This window comes from Acidomonas methanolica (assembly GCF_004346035.1).
Lineage (GTDB): Bacteria > Pseudomonadota > Alphaproteobacteria > Acetobacterales > Acetobacteraceae > Acidomonas > Acidomonas methanolica.
In genome coordinates this window covers 275621-290396 of sequence record NZ_SLZN01000001.1, presented here as the reverse complement: position 1 = coordinate 290396, position 14776 = coordinate 275621, and the positions used below count along the sequence as shown (strand labels likewise).

Annotated in this window: 16 protein-coding genes; 13 read left to right on the top strand and 3 right to left on the bottom strand. The window is 66.7% G+C overall.

The features are described 5' to 3' along the window. Positions 1–43 precede the first annotated feature (43 nt). The 7 genes from EDC31_RS01390 (at position 44) to EDC31_RS01360 (ending at position 5551) form a co-directional block, all read left to right on the top strand. Positions 44–640, top strand: a complete 597-nt coding sequence (locus tag EDC31_RS01390) for an anthranilate synthase component II (RefSeq protein ID WP_042055565.1) — start codon at positions 44–46, stop codon at positions 638–640. Positions 641–682: 42 nt separating this feature from the next. After that, positions 683–1786 (top strand): anthranilate phosphoribosyltransferase, encoded by a 1104-nt coding sequence (gene trpD, locus EDC31_RS01385; protein ID WP_408735049.1) that lies wholly within the window; start codon positions 683–685, stop codon positions 1784–1786. A 23-nt stretch (positions 1787–1809) separates the two neighbouring features. Then, positions 1810–2664, top strand: coding sequence for an indole-3-glycerol phosphate synthase TrpC (gene trpC, locus EDC31_RS01380; RefSeq protein WP_042055559.1), 855 nt, complete (start codon positions 1810–1812; stop codon positions 2662–2664). Between the two features lie 154 nt (positions 2665–2818). Continuing rightward, positions 2819–3793, top strand: a complete 975-nt coding sequence (lipA, locus tag EDC31_RS01375) for a lipoyl synthase (protein WP_081797366.1) — start codon at positions 2819–2821, stop codon at positions 3791–3793. Further along, a complete protein-coding gene (locus EDC31_RS01370; protein WP_042055370.1) occupies positions 3793–4278 on the top strand; it encodes a type II toxin-antitoxin system RatA family toxin in 486 nt (161 codons plus the stop codon). The genes lipA and EDC31_RS01370 overlap by 1 nt, the downstream gene beginning before the upstream one ends. Before the next feature lie 130 nt (positions 4279–4408). After that, positions 4409–4708, top strand: coding sequence for a hypothetical protein (locus EDC31_RS01365; RefSeq protein ID WP_042055368.1), 300 nt, complete (start codon positions 4409–4411; stop codon positions 4706–4708). A 189-nt stretch (positions 4709–4897) separates the two neighbouring features. Continuing rightward, positions 4898–5551 (top strand): epoxyqueuosine reductase QueH, encoded by a 654-nt coding sequence (locus EDC31_RS01360; protein WP_042055365.1) that lies wholly within the window; start codon positions 4898–4900, stop codon positions 5549–5551. Between the two features lie 239 nt (positions 5552–5790). Here EDC31_RS01360 and EDC31_RS01355 read toward each other — a convergent pair whose 3' ends face one another. Genes EDC31_RS01355 through EDC31_RS01345 form a run of 3 tightly spaced genes read right to left on the bottom strand, consistent with a single transcriptional unit; the run spans position 5791 to position 8792 of the window. Beyond that, positions 5791–6276, bottom strand: coding sequence for a CinA family protein (locus EDC31_RS01355; protein ID WP_042055360.1), 486 nt, complete (start codon positions 6274–6276; stop codon positions 5791–5793). Next, a complete protein-coding gene (locus tag EDC31_RS01350; protein ID WP_052511528.1) occupies positions 6269–8209 on the bottom strand; it encodes a lytic transglycosylase domain-containing protein in 1941 nt (646 codons plus the stop codon). Before EDC31_RS01350 ends, EDC31_RS01355 begins: the two co-directional genes overlap by 8 nt. Beyond that, positions 8202–8792: a YjbE family putative metal transport protein gene (locus EDC31_RS01345; protein ID WP_042055357.1), complete on the bottom strand. Its 591-nt coding sequence runs from the start codon at positions 8790–8792 to the stop codon at positions 8202–8204. The genes EDC31_RS01350 and EDC31_RS01345 overlap by 8 nt, the downstream gene beginning before the upstream one ends. A gap of 225 nt (positions 8793–9017) precedes the next feature. Between EDC31_RS01345 and purB the strand changes: the two genes are divergently transcribed. The 6 genes from purB (at position 9018) to purL (ending at position 14775) form a co-directional block, all read left to right on the top strand. Beyond that, positions 9018–10367, top strand: coding sequence for an adenylosuccinate lyase (gene purB, locus EDC31_RS01340; protein ID WP_042055356.1), 1350 nt, complete (start codon positions 9018–9020; stop codon positions 10365–10367). A 131-nt stretch (positions 10368–10498) separates the two neighbouring features. After that, on the top strand, positions 10499–11263 hold the full coding sequence (gene purC, locus EDC31_RS01335; RefSeq protein ID WP_042055354.1) for a phosphoribosylaminoimidazolesuccinocarboxamide synthase: 765 nt from the start codon (positions 10499–10501) through the stop codon (positions 11261–11263). Then, positions 11260–11502, top strand: coding sequence for a phosphoribosylformylglycinamidine synthase subunit PurS (gene purS, locus EDC31_RS01330; protein ID WP_042055351.1), 243 nt, complete (start codon positions 11260–11262; stop codon positions 11500–11502). Before purC ends, purS begins: the two co-directional genes overlap by 4 nt. Further along, positions 11499–11879 (top strand): Rap1a/Tai family immunity protein, encoded by a 381-nt coding sequence (locus EDC31_RS01325; RefSeq protein ID WP_081797364.1) that lies wholly within the window; start codon positions 11499–11501, stop codon positions 11877–11879. The genes purS and EDC31_RS01325 overlap by 4 nt, the downstream gene beginning before the upstream one ends. After that, complete coding sequence (purQ, locus tag EDC31_RS01320) at positions 11876–12577, top strand: phosphoribosylformylglycinamidine synthase subunit PurQ (protein WP_042055348.1); 702 nt, start codon at positions 11876–11878, stop codon at positions 12575–12577. Before EDC31_RS01325 ends, purQ begins: the two co-directional genes overlap by 4 nt. After that, on the top strand, positions 12574–14775 hold the full coding sequence (gene purL / locus EDC31_RS01315) for a phosphoribosylformylglycinamidine synthase subunit PurL (protein WP_042055346.1): 2202 nt from the start codon (positions 12574–12576) through the stop codon (positions 14773–14775). Before purQ ends, purL begins: the two co-directional genes overlap by 4 nt. The last annotated feature ends 1 nt before the right edge of the window (position 14776 follow it).

Sequence of the window (14776 nt, the reverse complement as noted above, 5' to 3'; positions counted from 1 at the left end):
AACGGGGTTTGATTTTGTGACGCGGCGGCGTCATCATGCCGCCATGATTTTGCTGATCGACAATTACGACAGTTTCACCTTCAATCTGGTGCATCATTTCGGCTCGCTCGGCGTTCGCTGCGATGTCCGCCGGAACGATTCGCTGGAGGTGGAGGAGGCGCTGGCGCTGGCGCCGGAGGCGATCGTGATTTCGCCGGGTCCGTGCTCGCCGAACGAGGCGGGCATCTGCTGCGATCTGATCGCCCGCGCCGCGCCGATTGTGCCGGTGTTGGGGGTCTGTCTCGGCCATCAGGCGATCGGTCAGGTTTTTGGCGCGAAGGTCGTGCGTGCGCCGGTGCCGATGCATGGGAAGGTCGATCTGATGCATCATGACGGGACCGGCCTGTTCCGGGGGCTGCCCGATCCGGTGGAGGCGACGCGCTATCATAGTCTCACCCTCGCGCCGGAGACGGTGCCGGAGGTGCTGCTGGTCAATGCGCGGAGCGGCGACGGGGTGATTCAGGGCGTCCGGCATCGCGACTATCCGACGCATGGGGTGCAGTTCCATCCGGAGAGCATCGCCTCGCGGAACGGGCGCGACATGCTGGCGAATTTTCTCGTGATCGCGCGCACGTTTCACAGCACGAAACTGGCGGCCTGACCTATGGACGGGCATGAGACGGGACGGGGAGACCTCCGGACGGTGCTGCCCCGGACGGATCAGCCCCAGAGGGTACTCGCCCAGGGGATTCTCCCCCAAAAGGTGCTCCATCGGCTCGTGGCCGGGGAAAGGCTGGACGAGGACGAGGCGGAGGCGCTGTTTTCCCGCATCATGCGAGGCGAGGTCGAGCCGGTCGAACTGGCGGCCATCCTCACGGCGTTGCGGATGCGCGGCGAGACGGAGGCGGAATTGCGCGGCGCGGTGCGGGCGGTGCGCGCCTGCATGACCGCGCTGGAGGACGTCCCCGAAGGCGCGATCGACGTGTGCGGCACGGGCGGGGACGGTCTGGGAACGCTGAACGTTTCGACGGCGGTGGCCTTCGTGCTGGCGGGGCTGGGCGTGCCGGTGGCCAAGCATGGGAATCGGGCGCTGTCTTCGCGGTCCGGGGCGACGGACGTTCTGCAAATGCTCGGGATCGAGCCGGAGGGGGATGCCGCTCTCCAGTCGGAGCGTTTGCGGCGCGACGGGGTGGCGTTTCTGGCCGCGCCGCTACATCATCCGGCGATGCGCCACGCGGCGGGGGTGCGGAAGGCGCTCGGATTCCGCACCGTGTTCAATCTGCTGGGGCCGCTCTGCAATCCGGCGCGCGTGCGGCGGCAGATGGTCGGCGTGTTCGATGCCGGCTGGCTGGACACGGTCGCGCGGACGCTGGGGGCCTTGGGCGGCACATGTATCTGGGCCGTGCATGGCGAGACGGACCGGGGCGGCGCGGATGAATTGACGCTGGCCGGGCCGGGGCGGGTCAGCGCCTGGGACGAGGGCGATCTGCGTCATTTCCATCTGGAGCCCGAGATGGCGGGGTTCCCGCGCCGTCCGATCGCCGAACTCGCGGGCGGCGCGCCCGGGGAGAATGCAATGGCCCTGCGGGCGCTGCTCGATGGTGCGCGGGGGGTCTATCGCGACACGGTCCTGCTGAACGCCGCCGTCGCGCTGCATGTCGCGGGGCGAGGACCGATCGTCGCGCAGGGCCGGGTGTGCCCGGCGGCGTTGAAGGAGAACGTGGCGCGGGCGGCGTCGTCCCTCGACTGTGGGGCGGCCGCGGCTGCGCTGAAAGCGGCCGCGCATGTCGCCGCGCCGGTGGAATGAATAAGAAGCTGAAGGTCGGGATGATGAACGAAACGACAGCGCGACACGCGGAAGGCGATGTGCTCACCGCTCTTCAGGAGAGCCCCGACGTGTTGGCGCGCATCTGCGCGCGGACGCGCGTGGACGTGGAGCAGCGGGCGCAGATCATGCCGCTCAAGGAGATCACCTCCCGCGCGCGGGAGGTCAGCACGCCGACACGCGGATTCGCCGACGCGCTCAAGCAGGTGACGGCGGACCGGCAGGTGGGGCTCATCGCGGAGATCAAGAAGGCGTCGCCCTCGGCGGGCGTGCTGCGGCCGGACTACGATCCTGTCGGCATCGCCCAGTCCTATCAGGCGGCGGGTGCGTGCTGTCTTTCGGTCCTCACGGAAGGGTCGTGTTTTCACGGCAGTGCGGACGACGTGACGCTGGTGCGGCAGCATTGCTCTCTGCCGATCTTGCGGAAGGATTTCATCCTCTCGCCCTGGCAGGTGCATGAAAGCCGGCTGATCGGGGCGGATGCGATTCTGATCATCCTTGCAGTGCTGAATGATGTGGATGCAGCGGAGCTGATCTCTCTGGCGCGCGGACTGGATCTCGACGTGCTGTGCGAGGTGCATGACGAGGCGGAGCTGAACCGGGCATTGGGCCTCGATGTCCTGCTGATCGGCATCAACAACCGCAATCTGCGGACTCTCAAGACCGATCTGCAAACCACGCTCGATCTCGCGCCGCTGGTCCCGCCGGACCGCATCGTGATCTCGGAGAGCGGCATTCGTACCCAGGACGATGTGCATCGGGTCGGAGCCGCGGGTGCGTCGGGCGTTCTCGTCGGCGAGAGCCTGCTGCGCGAGCCCGATCCCGGGATTGCGGCGCGGCGTCTGCTGGGCTTTCTCTGAGAGAGGCATGGAGCGCGCCGCCTGATGGCGCTATGTCTTCCGTGAAGGACATTGACAGCGTTCCCGGGCCCCGCGCCAATGGGGGCAAGGGCCTGGCCGGGCGGGACATATAGATCGTCCGTGCGTTCGGGGCCGCTAGGTGAAACGGAAGATCATGCAGCGTATCTCGATTGATCATCGCGTCCGTTCGGAGCTTCGGCATCCGGAAAAGGCGCATCGTCCGGACAATCCCGTTCAGCGCAAGCCGGACTGGATTCGGGTCCGCGCGCCGTCCAGTCCGGTCTATGCGGAGACGCGCGGGCTGATGCGGGATCACAAACTCGTGACGGTCTGTGAGGAAGCCGCCTGCCCCAATATCGGCGAATGCTGGTCCCAGCGTCATGCGACCATGATGATCATGGGCGAGATCTGCACGCGCGCCTGTTCCTTCTGCAATGTCGCGACCGGCCTGCCCCATGCGCTCGACGCGGGTGAGCCGGAGCGTGTGGCCGATGCTGTGGCGAAGCTGGGGCTGCGGCATGTGGTCGTGACCTCCGTCGATCGCGACGATCTGGCCGATGGCGGTGCCGGGCATTTCGCGCGGACCATCGCCGCCATCCGCGCGGCCTCGCCGGGGACGACCATCGAGATTCTCACGCCGGATTTCCTGCGCAAGCCGGGCGCGCTGGAGATCGTCGTGGCGGCGCGACCGGATGTGTTCAACCACAATATCGAGACTGTGCCGCGGCTCTATCCGGGCATCAGGCCGGGCGCGCGCTATTATCAGTCCGTGCGTCTTCTGGACGACGTGAAGCGGCTCGATCCGTCGATCTTCACCAAATCGGGCATGATGCTCGGGCTGGGCGAGGAGAGGATGGAAGTCTTGCAGGTGATGGACGATTTCCGCATCGCGGATGTCGATTTCCTCACGCTGGGCCAGTATCTTCAGCCGACGCCCAAACATGCCGCGGTGGCGCGCTTCGTGTCTCCTGCGGAGTTCGACGATTATGCCGCCGCCGCGCGGGCGAAAGGGTTCCTGCAAGTGAGTGCGACGCCGCTGACCCGCTCCTCCTATCATGCCGATGCCGATTTCGCCGCGTTGCGGGATGCGCGGGAGCGGAAGCTCGCGGCGCAAGGGATTCGCGTCTGATGCCCACCCATGCCGAACAGCGCCTGATCGGGTACACGCCGGAGCAGCTCTTCGATCTCGTGGCGGATGTGGCGAAATATCCGCAATTCCTGCCTTGGTGCGCGAAGGCCGTGGTGCGCTCGCGGACGGAGACGGAGCTGGTGGCGGATCTGACCGTCGGGTTCGGGCCGTTCCGCGAGACGTTCACGAGCCGCGTGGCGCTGCAATATCCCACGCGAATCCGCGTGTGCTACGAGCGTGGTCCGTTCCGATATCTCAATAATGTCTGGAATTTCACGCCGGACGCCTCGGGATGCCTCGTCGATTTCTTCGTCGATTTCGAATTCCGCTCCCGGCTGTTGCAGAACGCCATCGGGGTCGTGTTCAACGAAGGAGTCCGGCTGATGGTGTCCGCATTCATCAAGCGCGCCAGGGAATGCTACGGGCCGCCGATCCTCCCCGGCATGCGGCGGGGCGGGGAAACGCTCCGTCATTCCGAATCCTGAATCCCACGATTCATTTGGTTTGGACCGACAATGAACGAACTTTTCCCGTGACGGCGCGTTGCCCGAGCGTCTGACAATCATTGCCGGAAGGCGTCGCGTGCGCTGCTGGCCAGAAGAAGGGACAAGAGCCATGAAGAAGTTCACGATCGGGGCCGCCGCGCTTGCCGGTATTCTCGTCGCGTCCAGCCCGGTGCTCGCCGCGCATCACCATCACAAGAAGGCGACGCAGTCGCATCAGAGCACGGCGCCGGAAATGACGACCGAGCAGTTGAACGCGCAGAGCCTGCAGAAGGCGGAAACGCCTGTCGCCACGTCGATGCCGCCCGCGCCGCCGCCGGCCAGCGCGACAGTGCCGATGCCGGGCAATATGCCGCCGGCCGCGATGCCGGCCGGCACGATGCCGGCGAACGCGCCGACCCCGCCGCAATAAGGCGTTTCGACTCGCGGGAAGAAGCGGCCCCTGTTCGGGGCCGCTTTTTTTGTCGGGAATGTCCGAAAAATGAGCCTTTCGGGGTGCCCAGCCTGGCCTCGGAACACCTGCTCGGGGCCGGGGGCTGGAGCATGTTGTCCTGCCTCCCTGCTTTCGGGTAGGGAGATGGCTGCCTGAGAGGATAACGGTATGACGGATTTCGAACGCCCCGTTCTGGTCCCCCCGGATGGCCGGAAGAAAGTGCTGCTCCATTCCTGTTGCGCGCCCTGTTCCGGGGAGGTCATGGAGGCGATGTCGGCTTCGGGCATCGAGTACACGATCTTCTTCTACAACCCGAACATCCATCCCGAGCGGGAATATCTCCTGCGCAAGGAGGAGAATATCCGTTTCGCCGAGAAGCACGGCGTGCCGTTCGTGGATGCGGATTATGATCGCGACAACTGGTTCGCCCGTGCGAAAGGCATGGAATGGGAGCCGGAGCGCGGCATCCGATGCACCATGTGTTTCGACATGCGCTTCGAGCGCACGGCCCTGTATGCGCATGAGCACGGGTTTCCGGTCATCACCAGTTCCCTCGGCATTTCGCGCTGGAAGAACATGGCCCAGATCAATGAGTGCGGAACGCGCGCCGCGGCGCCCTATGACGGTCTGACCTATTGGGAGTTCAACTGGCGCAAGGGGGGCGGGGCCGCGCGCATGATCGAGATCAGCAAGCGGGAAGAGTTCTACCAGCAGGAATATTGCGGCTGCGCCTATTCCCTGCGCGACACGAACATCCATCGCCGCGCTCAGGGACGTCCCGCCATCGAGATCGGAAAGCTGTACTATGGCCGGGACGAGTGATCGGACGGACGCCGCCGCCCGATCTTCTATGCTTCAGGCGGGGGTCTCGAATGACGGGCCCGGACCTTTTGCGACGGGAAGAAGCGGGACGGCGCTGACCTGTCAGTCGGGCGAGGCGCCCGCCGCTCCCCTGGCCGAAGCGGATGACGAGTGGCTCGACGATGACGATTTCGGATGCCGCTGCTGTTGGGGACGATAGGCCGCCGCGCGCTCCGTCCGGCTATCTCCTGTCTGTCGACTCAGGACTGGATGAGCAGTTCCAGCGCTCTGCGGACGGCGGCTTGCCGGATCGCCGCGCGGTCGCCGGGGAAATGGCACGTCTCGACATGCGGGGCGTTTGTGCCGCTCAGGCATGCGATGCAGACGGTGCCGACCGGCTTGGCGTCCGTGCCGCCGGCCGGACCGGCGATTCCCGTGAGCGATACGGCGATCGTGGCGTTCGGGGCGGCCTGAAGCGCGCCGAAGACCATTTCCACCGCCGTTTCCTCGCTGACCGCGCCTTTCCGGGCGAGGGTGGTGCCGCCCACAATGAGGATCGTCTCCTTGAGCGCATTGGAATAGGTGACGAACCCGCCTTCCACGACGTCAGAGGAGCCGGGCTGGGCGGTGAGAGCCGCGGCGACGAGACCGCCCGTGCAGCTTTCGGCCGTGACGACGCGGTGTTTGCGCGCGCGCAGCGTGTCGAGGGCGCGGGCGGCGAGGGCGAGGGTGTCGTCATCAAGCATGGCCGGCCTCCATCAGGCGGTAAATCGCGCGGTTTTCCTCGACATGCTGGATATAGGCGCGCGTCTCCTCGTAAGGCAGTTTCTCGATCCAGTCGATGAGGGCGTCCTGGGTGAGCGGGACCGGAAGCGGATCGCTTTCGAGCCATTGGGCGGTGCGGTGCGGGCCGGCATTGTAGGCCGCGAGCGCCTCCGGGACGACATTGTCGAAACGTGAAAGCAGATAGGCGAGATAGGCGCGGCCGAGGATCATGCTCGTGCGCGGATCGCGCAGCCCGGCGGGGCTGATGTCGAGGCCCGAGAGACCGGCGCGGCGGACGACGTCGCGCGCCGTGCCGGTCTGGAACTGCATCAGCCCGATGGCGCGGGCCGGGCTCTCAGCATCGGGGTCGAAGCTGCTCTCCTGACGCGCGACGCCGAGCGCGAGACCGGGCGGAGTCGCGCCCTCCTCCGTGTCGATGTCCGGCGGGAGGGGCCAGCCGAGCGGATAGAGCGTCACGCCCTGACGGCCGGTGGAGCGGGCGGCGAATACGGCGGGCTCGTAGAGGCCCAGCGTCCAGCCGAGCCGCGCGAGCTGCGCCTGGTCCGCCGGGTCTGTCGTCTCGCTCTGGAGCAGCATCAGGAAGAGGCGGGCATGGGCGCTGTCGCCCTGCCGCACCAGCCATGTGGCCGCTTCGGCGAGGTCGGGCCTGCCGATCCGGCCCTGCGGAGCGGGCGGCAGCCGGGCGAGCGCCGCATCCAGCCCGGGCACGGGCGGCGCGTCCGGCAGGAGGGTCGGCACGTTGCCGTTGAGCGCTGCGAGGGCAAGCTGGCCGTAGAAGGTCGTGGGATATTGCGCCGCGCGCGTCCAGGCCTGACGCGCCGTCGCCTCATGGCCGAGGTCCCGATGGGCGCGGCCGAGCCAGTAGGCGCCTTTCGCGCGGGTGATGATGCTCCGGTCTTGCAGAAGGTCGGTGAAGAGCGGGATGGCGGCGGAGGGATCGTGCAGGGCGCGCAGTTCGATCCAGCCGGTCAGGAATTGCGCCTCCAGCCGCTGGGGGGAGCCGACGGGCGCCGTGACGTCGCGGGCAAGCAGCAGCGCGTCCGGCGGCGAACCGGCGGAGAGCAGGGCGCGGGAGAGGGCGGCGCGCTCGCTCCACCATCTATGGCTGGGCGCGCGTCGTTCGACCGTGAAGCCGGACTGTTTCCAGAGCGCGAGCGCGTCGCCGAGTCGGTCCGCGCGGCGGAGGGCATGCAGGCGGGCGAGGGTAAGGATTGGATCGGCGAGATCGTCCGGACTCAGGGCGGCGAGGGTCGAGTCCGCGTCCGGCGTGGCGAGGCGGAAGGCGAGCCGGGCGCGGGCGAGGTTCTGACGCGCGGGGGCCAGCCGTGCGATCTGTCGCCGGGCGGCGGCGATCTGGCCGGAGGATTCGAGTGTCTGGAAACGCGCCCACTGGTCGTCCGGCGTCAGGTGATCGCCGAACCGGGCGAGGAAGGCGGGTTCCTCGGAGGAGGAGATCGCGTCGTGAGTCCAGATGACGCGCGCGCGGGCGGCCGCGTCCGGCAGCGCGGGCGCGCAACGGAGAAAGGCTGTGGCGCGGTTCGGCGGCAGGAGAGGGCAAAGCCGGGAGAGCGTGACGGTGTCGGCCTCGGCGAGCTGGTGCTCGTAGCGCGCCATCATCAGCCCGCGCAGCGGCCATTTGGTGCCGCTGGTCAGGAAATCCGCATAATCCTGGGCGGGCGCATAGGGGCCGGGGGCCGTCAGGGCCAGCCATCGGGTGACGCGCTGCTCCGTGGCGGCGGAGACGGGGGGCAGGGCGACACGCTCGACGGCGGTCGGCGCGCTTGCGGATTGAGCCGGGGGCGACGCTATGCCTTCCGGTCCGCCGGCGCAGCCGGTGAGAAGGGCCGTCGCGCAGAGGGCGAGGCGCAGGCGAAAGCTCCGACGATCAGACATGGACCCAGACTTCCATTCCGCCCCGATAGATCAGGCGAAGAGCGACAAAGGCTACGACGGCGAGACCGAGCCATGCGATCCAGCGATGGCGGTCCAGCAGCCGCGCGATGACGGCGGCGGCGGCGCCCATCATCAGGACGGCGACGGCAAGGCCGATGATGAGGATATACGGATGTCCCATCGCCGCGCCCGCCACCGCCAACACATTATCGAGACTCATCGAGAGATCCGCGAGAATGAGGCGAATGACCGCGCCGCGCAGTGAGGTGGACGCGGCCGTTGCGGCCTCTTCCGGCGGGCGGCGCAGTTCCTGGTACATCTTCCAGCAGACCCAGGCGAGCAGCAGGCCGCCGGCCAGGGTCAGTCCGATGACGGCGAGCAGTCGGGCCGCGACGAGGGCGAGGCCGATCCGCATGATCGCGGCGGTCAGGGTGCCGAGAAGAATGGCGAGGCGCTGGCGGGCGGGCGGCAGGCCGCGCACGGCCATGCCGATGACGACGGCATTGTCGCCGGCCAGGGTCACGTCGATCAGGATGACCTGCGCGAGAGCGCCGAGGGCGTGCCAGGAGAGGTCGAGGTGCAAGCGGTGCTCCCGCGGAAAATCGTGTGGGGCGGACGGTAGAGAAGCCGGGCCCAAGCTGCAAATCGCGGGACGGGAGGGGTCGGGAGCATCACGGCCACGACCGTTACGGCCATGATCGTCGCGGCCGGGGAATGACGGCATTCGGATTTACGGTATTCGCGGGGGGGCGAATCGTCTATGAGCCCTGCCGAGTCGTTTGTTCTTGTCTCGTGAAGGAGCCTCGCCATGGTCCCGCGTTATAGCCGCCCCGCGATGACCGCGATCTGGTCGCCGGTCAACCGCTATCGCATCTGGTTCGAGATCGAGGCGCTGGCATGCGAAGCGATGGCGACATTCGGCGCGATTCCGGAGGAGGCCGCGCGGATCATCCGCGAGAAGGGCGACGTTGCCATGGCGGCGTTCTCGGAGGCCGATCTGGCGCGGATCGACGAGATCGAGGCCGAGACGCGGCATGACGTGATCGCCTTCCTCACCTGGCTGGCGGAAAAGGTCGGCCCCGAGAGCCGGTTCGTGCATCTGGGCATGACGTCGTCCGACGTGCTGGACACGTGTTTCTCGGTCCAGCTCGTTCAGGCGGCGGATCTGCTGCTGGCCGATCTCGACGCGGTTCTGGCGGCGCTCAAGGCGCAGGCGCTCCGGCACAAGATGACCGTGACGATCGGGCGCAGCCATGGCATCCACGCCGAGCCGACGAGCTTCGGGCTGAAGATGGCGGGGCATTACGCCGAGTTCGCGCGCAATCGGGCGCGGCTGGTCGAGGCGCGGAGGGAGATCGCCGTCTGCGCCATTTCCGGCGCGGTGGGGACGTATGCGCATATCGACCCGCGGGTCGAGGATTTTGTCGCGGAAAAGCTGGGTCTGGCGGCGGAGGATGTTTCCACGCAGGTCATCCCGCGCGACCGTCATGCGGCGTTCTTCTGCGCGCTGGCGGTGATCGCGAGCGGAATCGAGCGTCTGGCGACCGAGGTGCGGCATCTCCAGCGGTCCGAGGTGCGGGAGGCGGAGGAGTTCTTCCATCCCGGCCAGAAGGGCAGCTCTGCCATGCCGCACAAGCGCAACCCGGTGCTCTCCGAGAATCTTACCGGGCTGGCGCGGCTCGTGCGGTCCTATGCCGTTCCGGCGCTGGAGAACGTGGCGTTGTGGCATGAGCGCGACATCAGCCATTCCTCGGTGGAGCGGAACATCGGCCCCGATGCGACGATCGGCCTGGATTTCGCATTGATGCGTCTGGCCGGCATGATGGAGAAGCTGGTCGTCTATCCGGAGCGGATGATGGCCAATCTCGAGTCGCTCGGCGGGGTCGTGCATTCGGGCGAGGTGCTGCTGGCGCTCGCGCGGGCCGGGATCTCGCGCGAGGACGCCTATCGCATCGTGCAGCGCAACGCGATGGCGACCTGGACGAAGCTGGGCGAGCCGGACGGGCGGAGCTTCCGCGCGAATCTGGCCGCCGATCCAGAGGTGGCGGGCCGAATCGACACGGACGTGCTGGATGAGGCGATGGACAGCGCGCGGCATCTCGCGGCGGTGGATCGCATCTACGCCAAGGTGTTCGGCGCGGACGCGCCCGACGCTTAGCTGCCGCTTAGCTGCCCGCGCGCGCCGGGCGCTAAAGGGCCGGGCCCAACAGGGTATGAACCGGGTGGCTGCGTTGCTATAGGCTCGCGCAAACCGTATGTTGTTTCCACTTTTCCAGTCGAAAGATCGCCATGGCCCGCCGTCGTCAGCTCTATGAGGGAAAAGCGAAGATCCTCTTCGAAGGACCGGAACCCGGTACGCTCGTCCAGTATTTCAAGGATGACGCGACGGCCGGGAATGGTGCGAAAAAGGGCATCATCACCGGCAAGGGCGTGCTGAACAACCGGATCAGCGAATTCCTGATGCTGCGTCTGCACGACATCGGCATCCCCACGCATTTCGTGCGCCGCCTGAACATGCGCGAGCAGCTCATCCGCGAGGTCGAGATCGTTCCGCTGGAAGTCGTGATCCGCAACGTCGCGGCGGGGTCGATCGCCAAGCGGCTGGGTATTCCCGAGGGGACGCGGCTGCCCCGCTCCATCATCGAATATTATTACAAGAACGACAGCCTGAACGATCCGATGGTGTCGGAGGAGCATATCACGGCCTTCGGCTGGGCCTCGACGCAGGATCTGGACGACATGACCGGGCTCGCTCTGCGTACGAATGATTTTTTAAGCGGTATATTCCTGGGTGTCGGCATACAATTGGTGGACTTCAAGCTGGAATTCGGCCGTCTGTGGGAAGGGGAGGAAATGCGGATCGTCCTTGCCGACGAAATCTCCCCCGATAATTGTCGGCTGTGGGACGTCAAGACCAGCGAGAAGCTCGACAAGGATCGGTTCCGGCGCGATCTCGGCAAAGTCGAGGAAGCCTATCAGGAAGTGGCGCGGCGGCTGGGAATCCTGCCCGAAGCGGGAAATGGCGACATGAAGGGTCCGGAGTTGATGCAATGAAGATTCGTGTCACGGTCATGCTGAAGGACGGCGTGCTGGACCCGCAGGGCAAGGCGATCGGCCATGCGCTGGATGTGCTCGGTTTCCATGGCCTCGGCGAGGTGCGGGCGGGTAAGGTGATTGAGATCGACGTGCCGCAGAGCGATCCCGCCGCGGCGGTCGCGAAGGGTGAGGACATGGCGCGCGCCCTGTTGGCCAATCTGGTGATCGAGGATTTCGCGGTGGAGGCGGCGCCGTGAGGAAGACCATAGCGGGGCTTCTCCTTTCGACCGTTGCTCTTTCCGCCGGGTCGGCGTTCGCGCAGCGTCTTTCTCCGATGACGGCGGAGCAGTTCGGGCGCATCTGCACGTCCCAGACGCGGCTGGAGGTGTGCGACGCCTATATTTCGGGTGTCGCGGATGCCGGGGCGCTGGCGCATCTGAATGACAAGGCAGGGGGGGACAGCGCTTCCGTGGCCGGGTTCTGCGTTCCTGCGGGTGCGACCACGCCGTCCATGCGCGGGCATGTGGTCTCGTGGCTGCGCGCGCATCGCGACGTGTGGAAAAAGCCGGTCGGGGAATCGGTTTTCGCCGCGCTGCACGATTCCTATCCGTGCGCGTCCGGGGGAGCGAAATGAAGGCTGGCATCGTCGTTTTTCCCGGAACCAATCGTGAGCGCGACATGGCGCAGGCGCTGCGGCTGACGAGCGGCCGCCCGCCGCAGATGCTCTGGCATCGCGACACCAGCCTGCCTGCGCTCGATCTCGTCGTCCTGCCCGGCGGCTTCAGCTTCGGTGACTATCTGCGGTCCGGCGCCATGGCGGCGCATTCGCCGATCATGCGGGAGATCAAGGCGTTCGCGGCGCGGGGCGGCCATGTTCTGGGCGTGTGCAACGGCTTCCAGATTCTGACGGAGGCCCAGCTTCTGCCCGGTGCGCTGCTGCGCAATGCGGGGATGCGGTTCCTGGCGCAGGATTGTTTCCTGAAGGTCGAGAACGAGGCGACGGTCTTCACCTCGGGCTGGCGTAAGGGGGCCGTGTTCCGCTCGCCGATGGCGCATGGCGACGGCAATTACACCGTTTCGGCCGAAGGACTCGCGCGGCTTGAGGGCGAGGGGCGGGTGGCGTTCAGATATTGCGCCGTCGATGGCGCGGTTTCGGCCGACGACCGTACGCTGAATCCGAACGGCAGCATCAACGCGATCGCCGGCGTGCTGAGTGAAAACGGGCGTGTCTGCGGGCTGATGCCGCATCCCGAGAATCTTGTCGATCCCGATCTCGGCGCGACCGACGGCGTGCCGATGTTCCGCAGTCTGGTGGAGAGCCTCGTCGCATGAGCATGACCGTCGATGCCGCGCTTGCGGAACGTTTCGGCCTGACGGGGGGGGAGTACGACAAGATCCTCGCCGTCATGGGGCGGACGCCGACTCTGACCGAACTCGGCATCTTCTCGGTCATGTGGTCTGAGCACTGCTCCTACAAATCCTCGCGCATTCATCTGCGCAACCTGCCGACCAAGGCGCCATGGGTGATCCACGGACCGGGCGAGAATGCCGGGGTGGTGGATATCGGTGACGGCCTGGCGGCGGTCTTCAAGATGGAGAGCCATAATCACCCTTCCTTCATCGAGCCCTATCAGGGCGCGGCGACGGGGGTGGGCGGCATTCTGCGCGACGTGTTCACCATGGGCGCGCGGCCGGTGGCCAACCTGAACGCCCTGCGGTTCGGCGATCCGAAGGCGCCCGGCACGCGGCACATCGTCGATGGCGTGGTGCGCGGGATCGGCGGCTACGGCAATTGCGTCGGCGTGCCGACGGTGGGCGGCGAGGTCAATTTCCACAAGGCCTTTGACGGGAATCCGCTGGTCAACGCGATGACGGTGGGAATCGCGCCTAAGGACCGGATTTTCCTCTCCGCGGCGGCGGGGGTCGGCAATCCGGTCGTGTATGTCGGCTCCAGGACGGGGCGTGACGGCATTCACGGCGCCACCATGTCCTCGTCGGAGTTCGACGAGCAGGCGGCGTCCAAGCGCCCGACGGTGCAGGTGGGCGATCCGTTCACCGAGAAGCTGCTGATCGAAGCCTGTCTGGAATTGATGGCAACGGACGCGATCGTCGCGATTCAGGATATGGGCGCGGCGGGGCTGACCTCCTCTTCCGTCGAGATGGCGGGGAAGGGCGGCGTCGGCATCGAGCTGGTGCTGGACGACGTGCCGCAGCGTGAAACGGGCATGACGGCCTATGAAATGATGCTCTCCGAGAGCCAGGAGCGGATGCTCATGGTGCTCCGGCCCGAGCGCACCGAGGCGGCGCGCGCGATCTTCGAGAAATGGGATCTGGATTTCGCCGTGATCGGCCATCTGACCGATACGGGGCGGATCACGGTGACGCACAAGGGCGTGGTGGAGGCGGATATCCCGTTGGCGCCGCTGGCGGACGATGCGCCGCTTTACGACCGTCCGAGGCTGGTCGCCGAGCCGCCCGCGCGGCTGGGCTGGGTGCCCGATCCGGAGGGGATCGGCAATGCGCTGCTGCATCTGCTGGCCTGTCCCGATCTCGCCTCGCGCGCCTGGGTGTGGAACCAGTACGACAGCGACGTGGGTGGCCAGACGGTGCGCGGTCCCGGCACGGCGGACGCCGCCATCGTGCGCGTGCCCGGCACGCGGCGCGGGCTGGCGCTGACGACGGACTGCACGCCGCGCTATTGTCAGGCCGATCCGCATGCGGGCGCGAGGCAGGCGGTGGCCGAGGCGTGGCGCAACATCACCGCGACGGGCGCGACTCCGCTGGCGATCACGGACAATCTCAATTTCGGCAATCCTGAAAAACCGGAAATCATGGGGCAGTTCGCCGAAGTCGTGAAGGGCATGGCGGAGGCATGCAAGGCGCTGGATTTCCCGGTCGTGAGCGGGAATGTCTCGCTTTATAACGAGACGAAACTACCGAGCGGGTTGCGCGTGTCCATCCTGCCGACGCCTGCGATCGGCGGTCTGGGCGTGATCGACGATGTGACGAAGGCTGTCGGGTACGGCATGCCCGAGGACTGCGATCTCGTCCTGGTCGGCGAGTTGCGCGGCGATCTCGGGCAGTCGCTCTGGCTGCGCGAGGTTGCGGGGCGCGAGGAAGGAGCGCCGCCGATCGTCGATCTCGTCGCGGAAAAGCGGAACGGCGATTTCGTCCGGGCGCAAATTCTCGCGGGGAACGTTCTTGCCTGTCACGATCTCTCTGATGGCGGCCTGCTCGTGGCCGTGGCGGAAATGTTGATCGCCAGCGGAGTGGGATGTGAACTCGTGCAGCCCCGGTATGACAGCCCGCCCTATCATGCGCATTACTTCGCCGAGGAGCAGGCGTGTTACATCGTCGCCACGAAGGATGGCGCGGCGATGACCGAGGTTGCGGAGGCGGCGCACGTGCCGATACGGCGGCTCGGACGAGGCGGCGGGGACGTGCTGAGTTTCTGGGGCGGGTTGAAGATATCGGTCTCCCGCCTGCGCGAGGCGCACGAGTCGTTCTTCCCCGGCTTCATGGGGAACTGAA

Excerpts from the sequence above, each read along its gene's own strand:
- EDC31_RS01390 (WP_042055565.1), top strand. The coding sequence starts at position 44 with ATGATTTTGCTGATCGACAATTACGACAGTTTCACCTTCAATCTGGTG.
- trpC (WP_042055559.1), top strand. The coding sequence starts at position 1,810 with ATGAACGAAACGACAGCGCGACACGCGGAAGGCGATGTGCTCACCGCT.
- lipA (WP_081797366.1), top strand. The coding sequence starts at position 2,819 with ATGCAGCGTATCTCGATTGATCATCGCGTCCGTTCGGAGCTTCGGCAT.
- EDC31_RS01370 (WP_042055370.1), top strand. The coding sequence starts at position 3,793 with ATGCCCACCCATGCCGAACAGCGCCTGATCGGGTACACGCCGGAGCAG.
- EDC31_RS01365 (WP_042055368.1), top strand. The coding sequence starts at position 4,409 with ATGAAGAAGTTCACGATCGGGGCCGCCGCGCTTGCCGGTATTCTCGTC.
- EDC31_RS01360 (WP_042055365.1), top strand. The coding sequence starts at position 4,898 with ATGACGGATTTCGAACGCCCCGTTCTGGTCCCCCCGGATGGCCGGAAG.
- EDC31_RS01355 (WP_042055360.1), bottom strand. The coding sequence starts at position 6,276 with ATGCTTGATGACGACACCCTCGCCCTCGCCGCCCGCGCCCTCGACACG.
- EDC31_RS01350 (WP_052511528.1), bottom strand. The coding sequence starts at position 8,209 with ATGTCTGATCGTCGGAGCTTTCGCCTGCGCCTCGCCCTCTGCGCGACG.
- purB (WP_042055356.1), top strand. The coding sequence starts at position 9,018 with ATGGTCCCGCGTTATAGCCGCCCCGCGATGACCGCGATCTGGTCGCCG.
- purC (WP_042055354.1), top strand. The coding sequence starts at position 10,499 with ATGGCCCGCCGTCGTCAGCTCTATGAGGGAAAAGCGAAGATCCTCTTC.
- purS (WP_042055351.1), top strand. The coding sequence starts at position 11,260 with ATGAAGATTCGTGTCACGGTCATGCTGAAGGACGGCGTGCTGGACCCG.
- purQ (WP_042055348.1), top strand. The coding sequence starts at position 11,876 with ATGAAGGCTGGCATCGTCGTTTTTCCCGGAACCAATCGTGAGCGCGAC.
- purL (WP_042055346.1), top strand. The coding sequence starts at position 12,574 with ATGAGCATGACCGTCGATGCCGCGCTTGCGGAACGTTTCGGCCTGACG.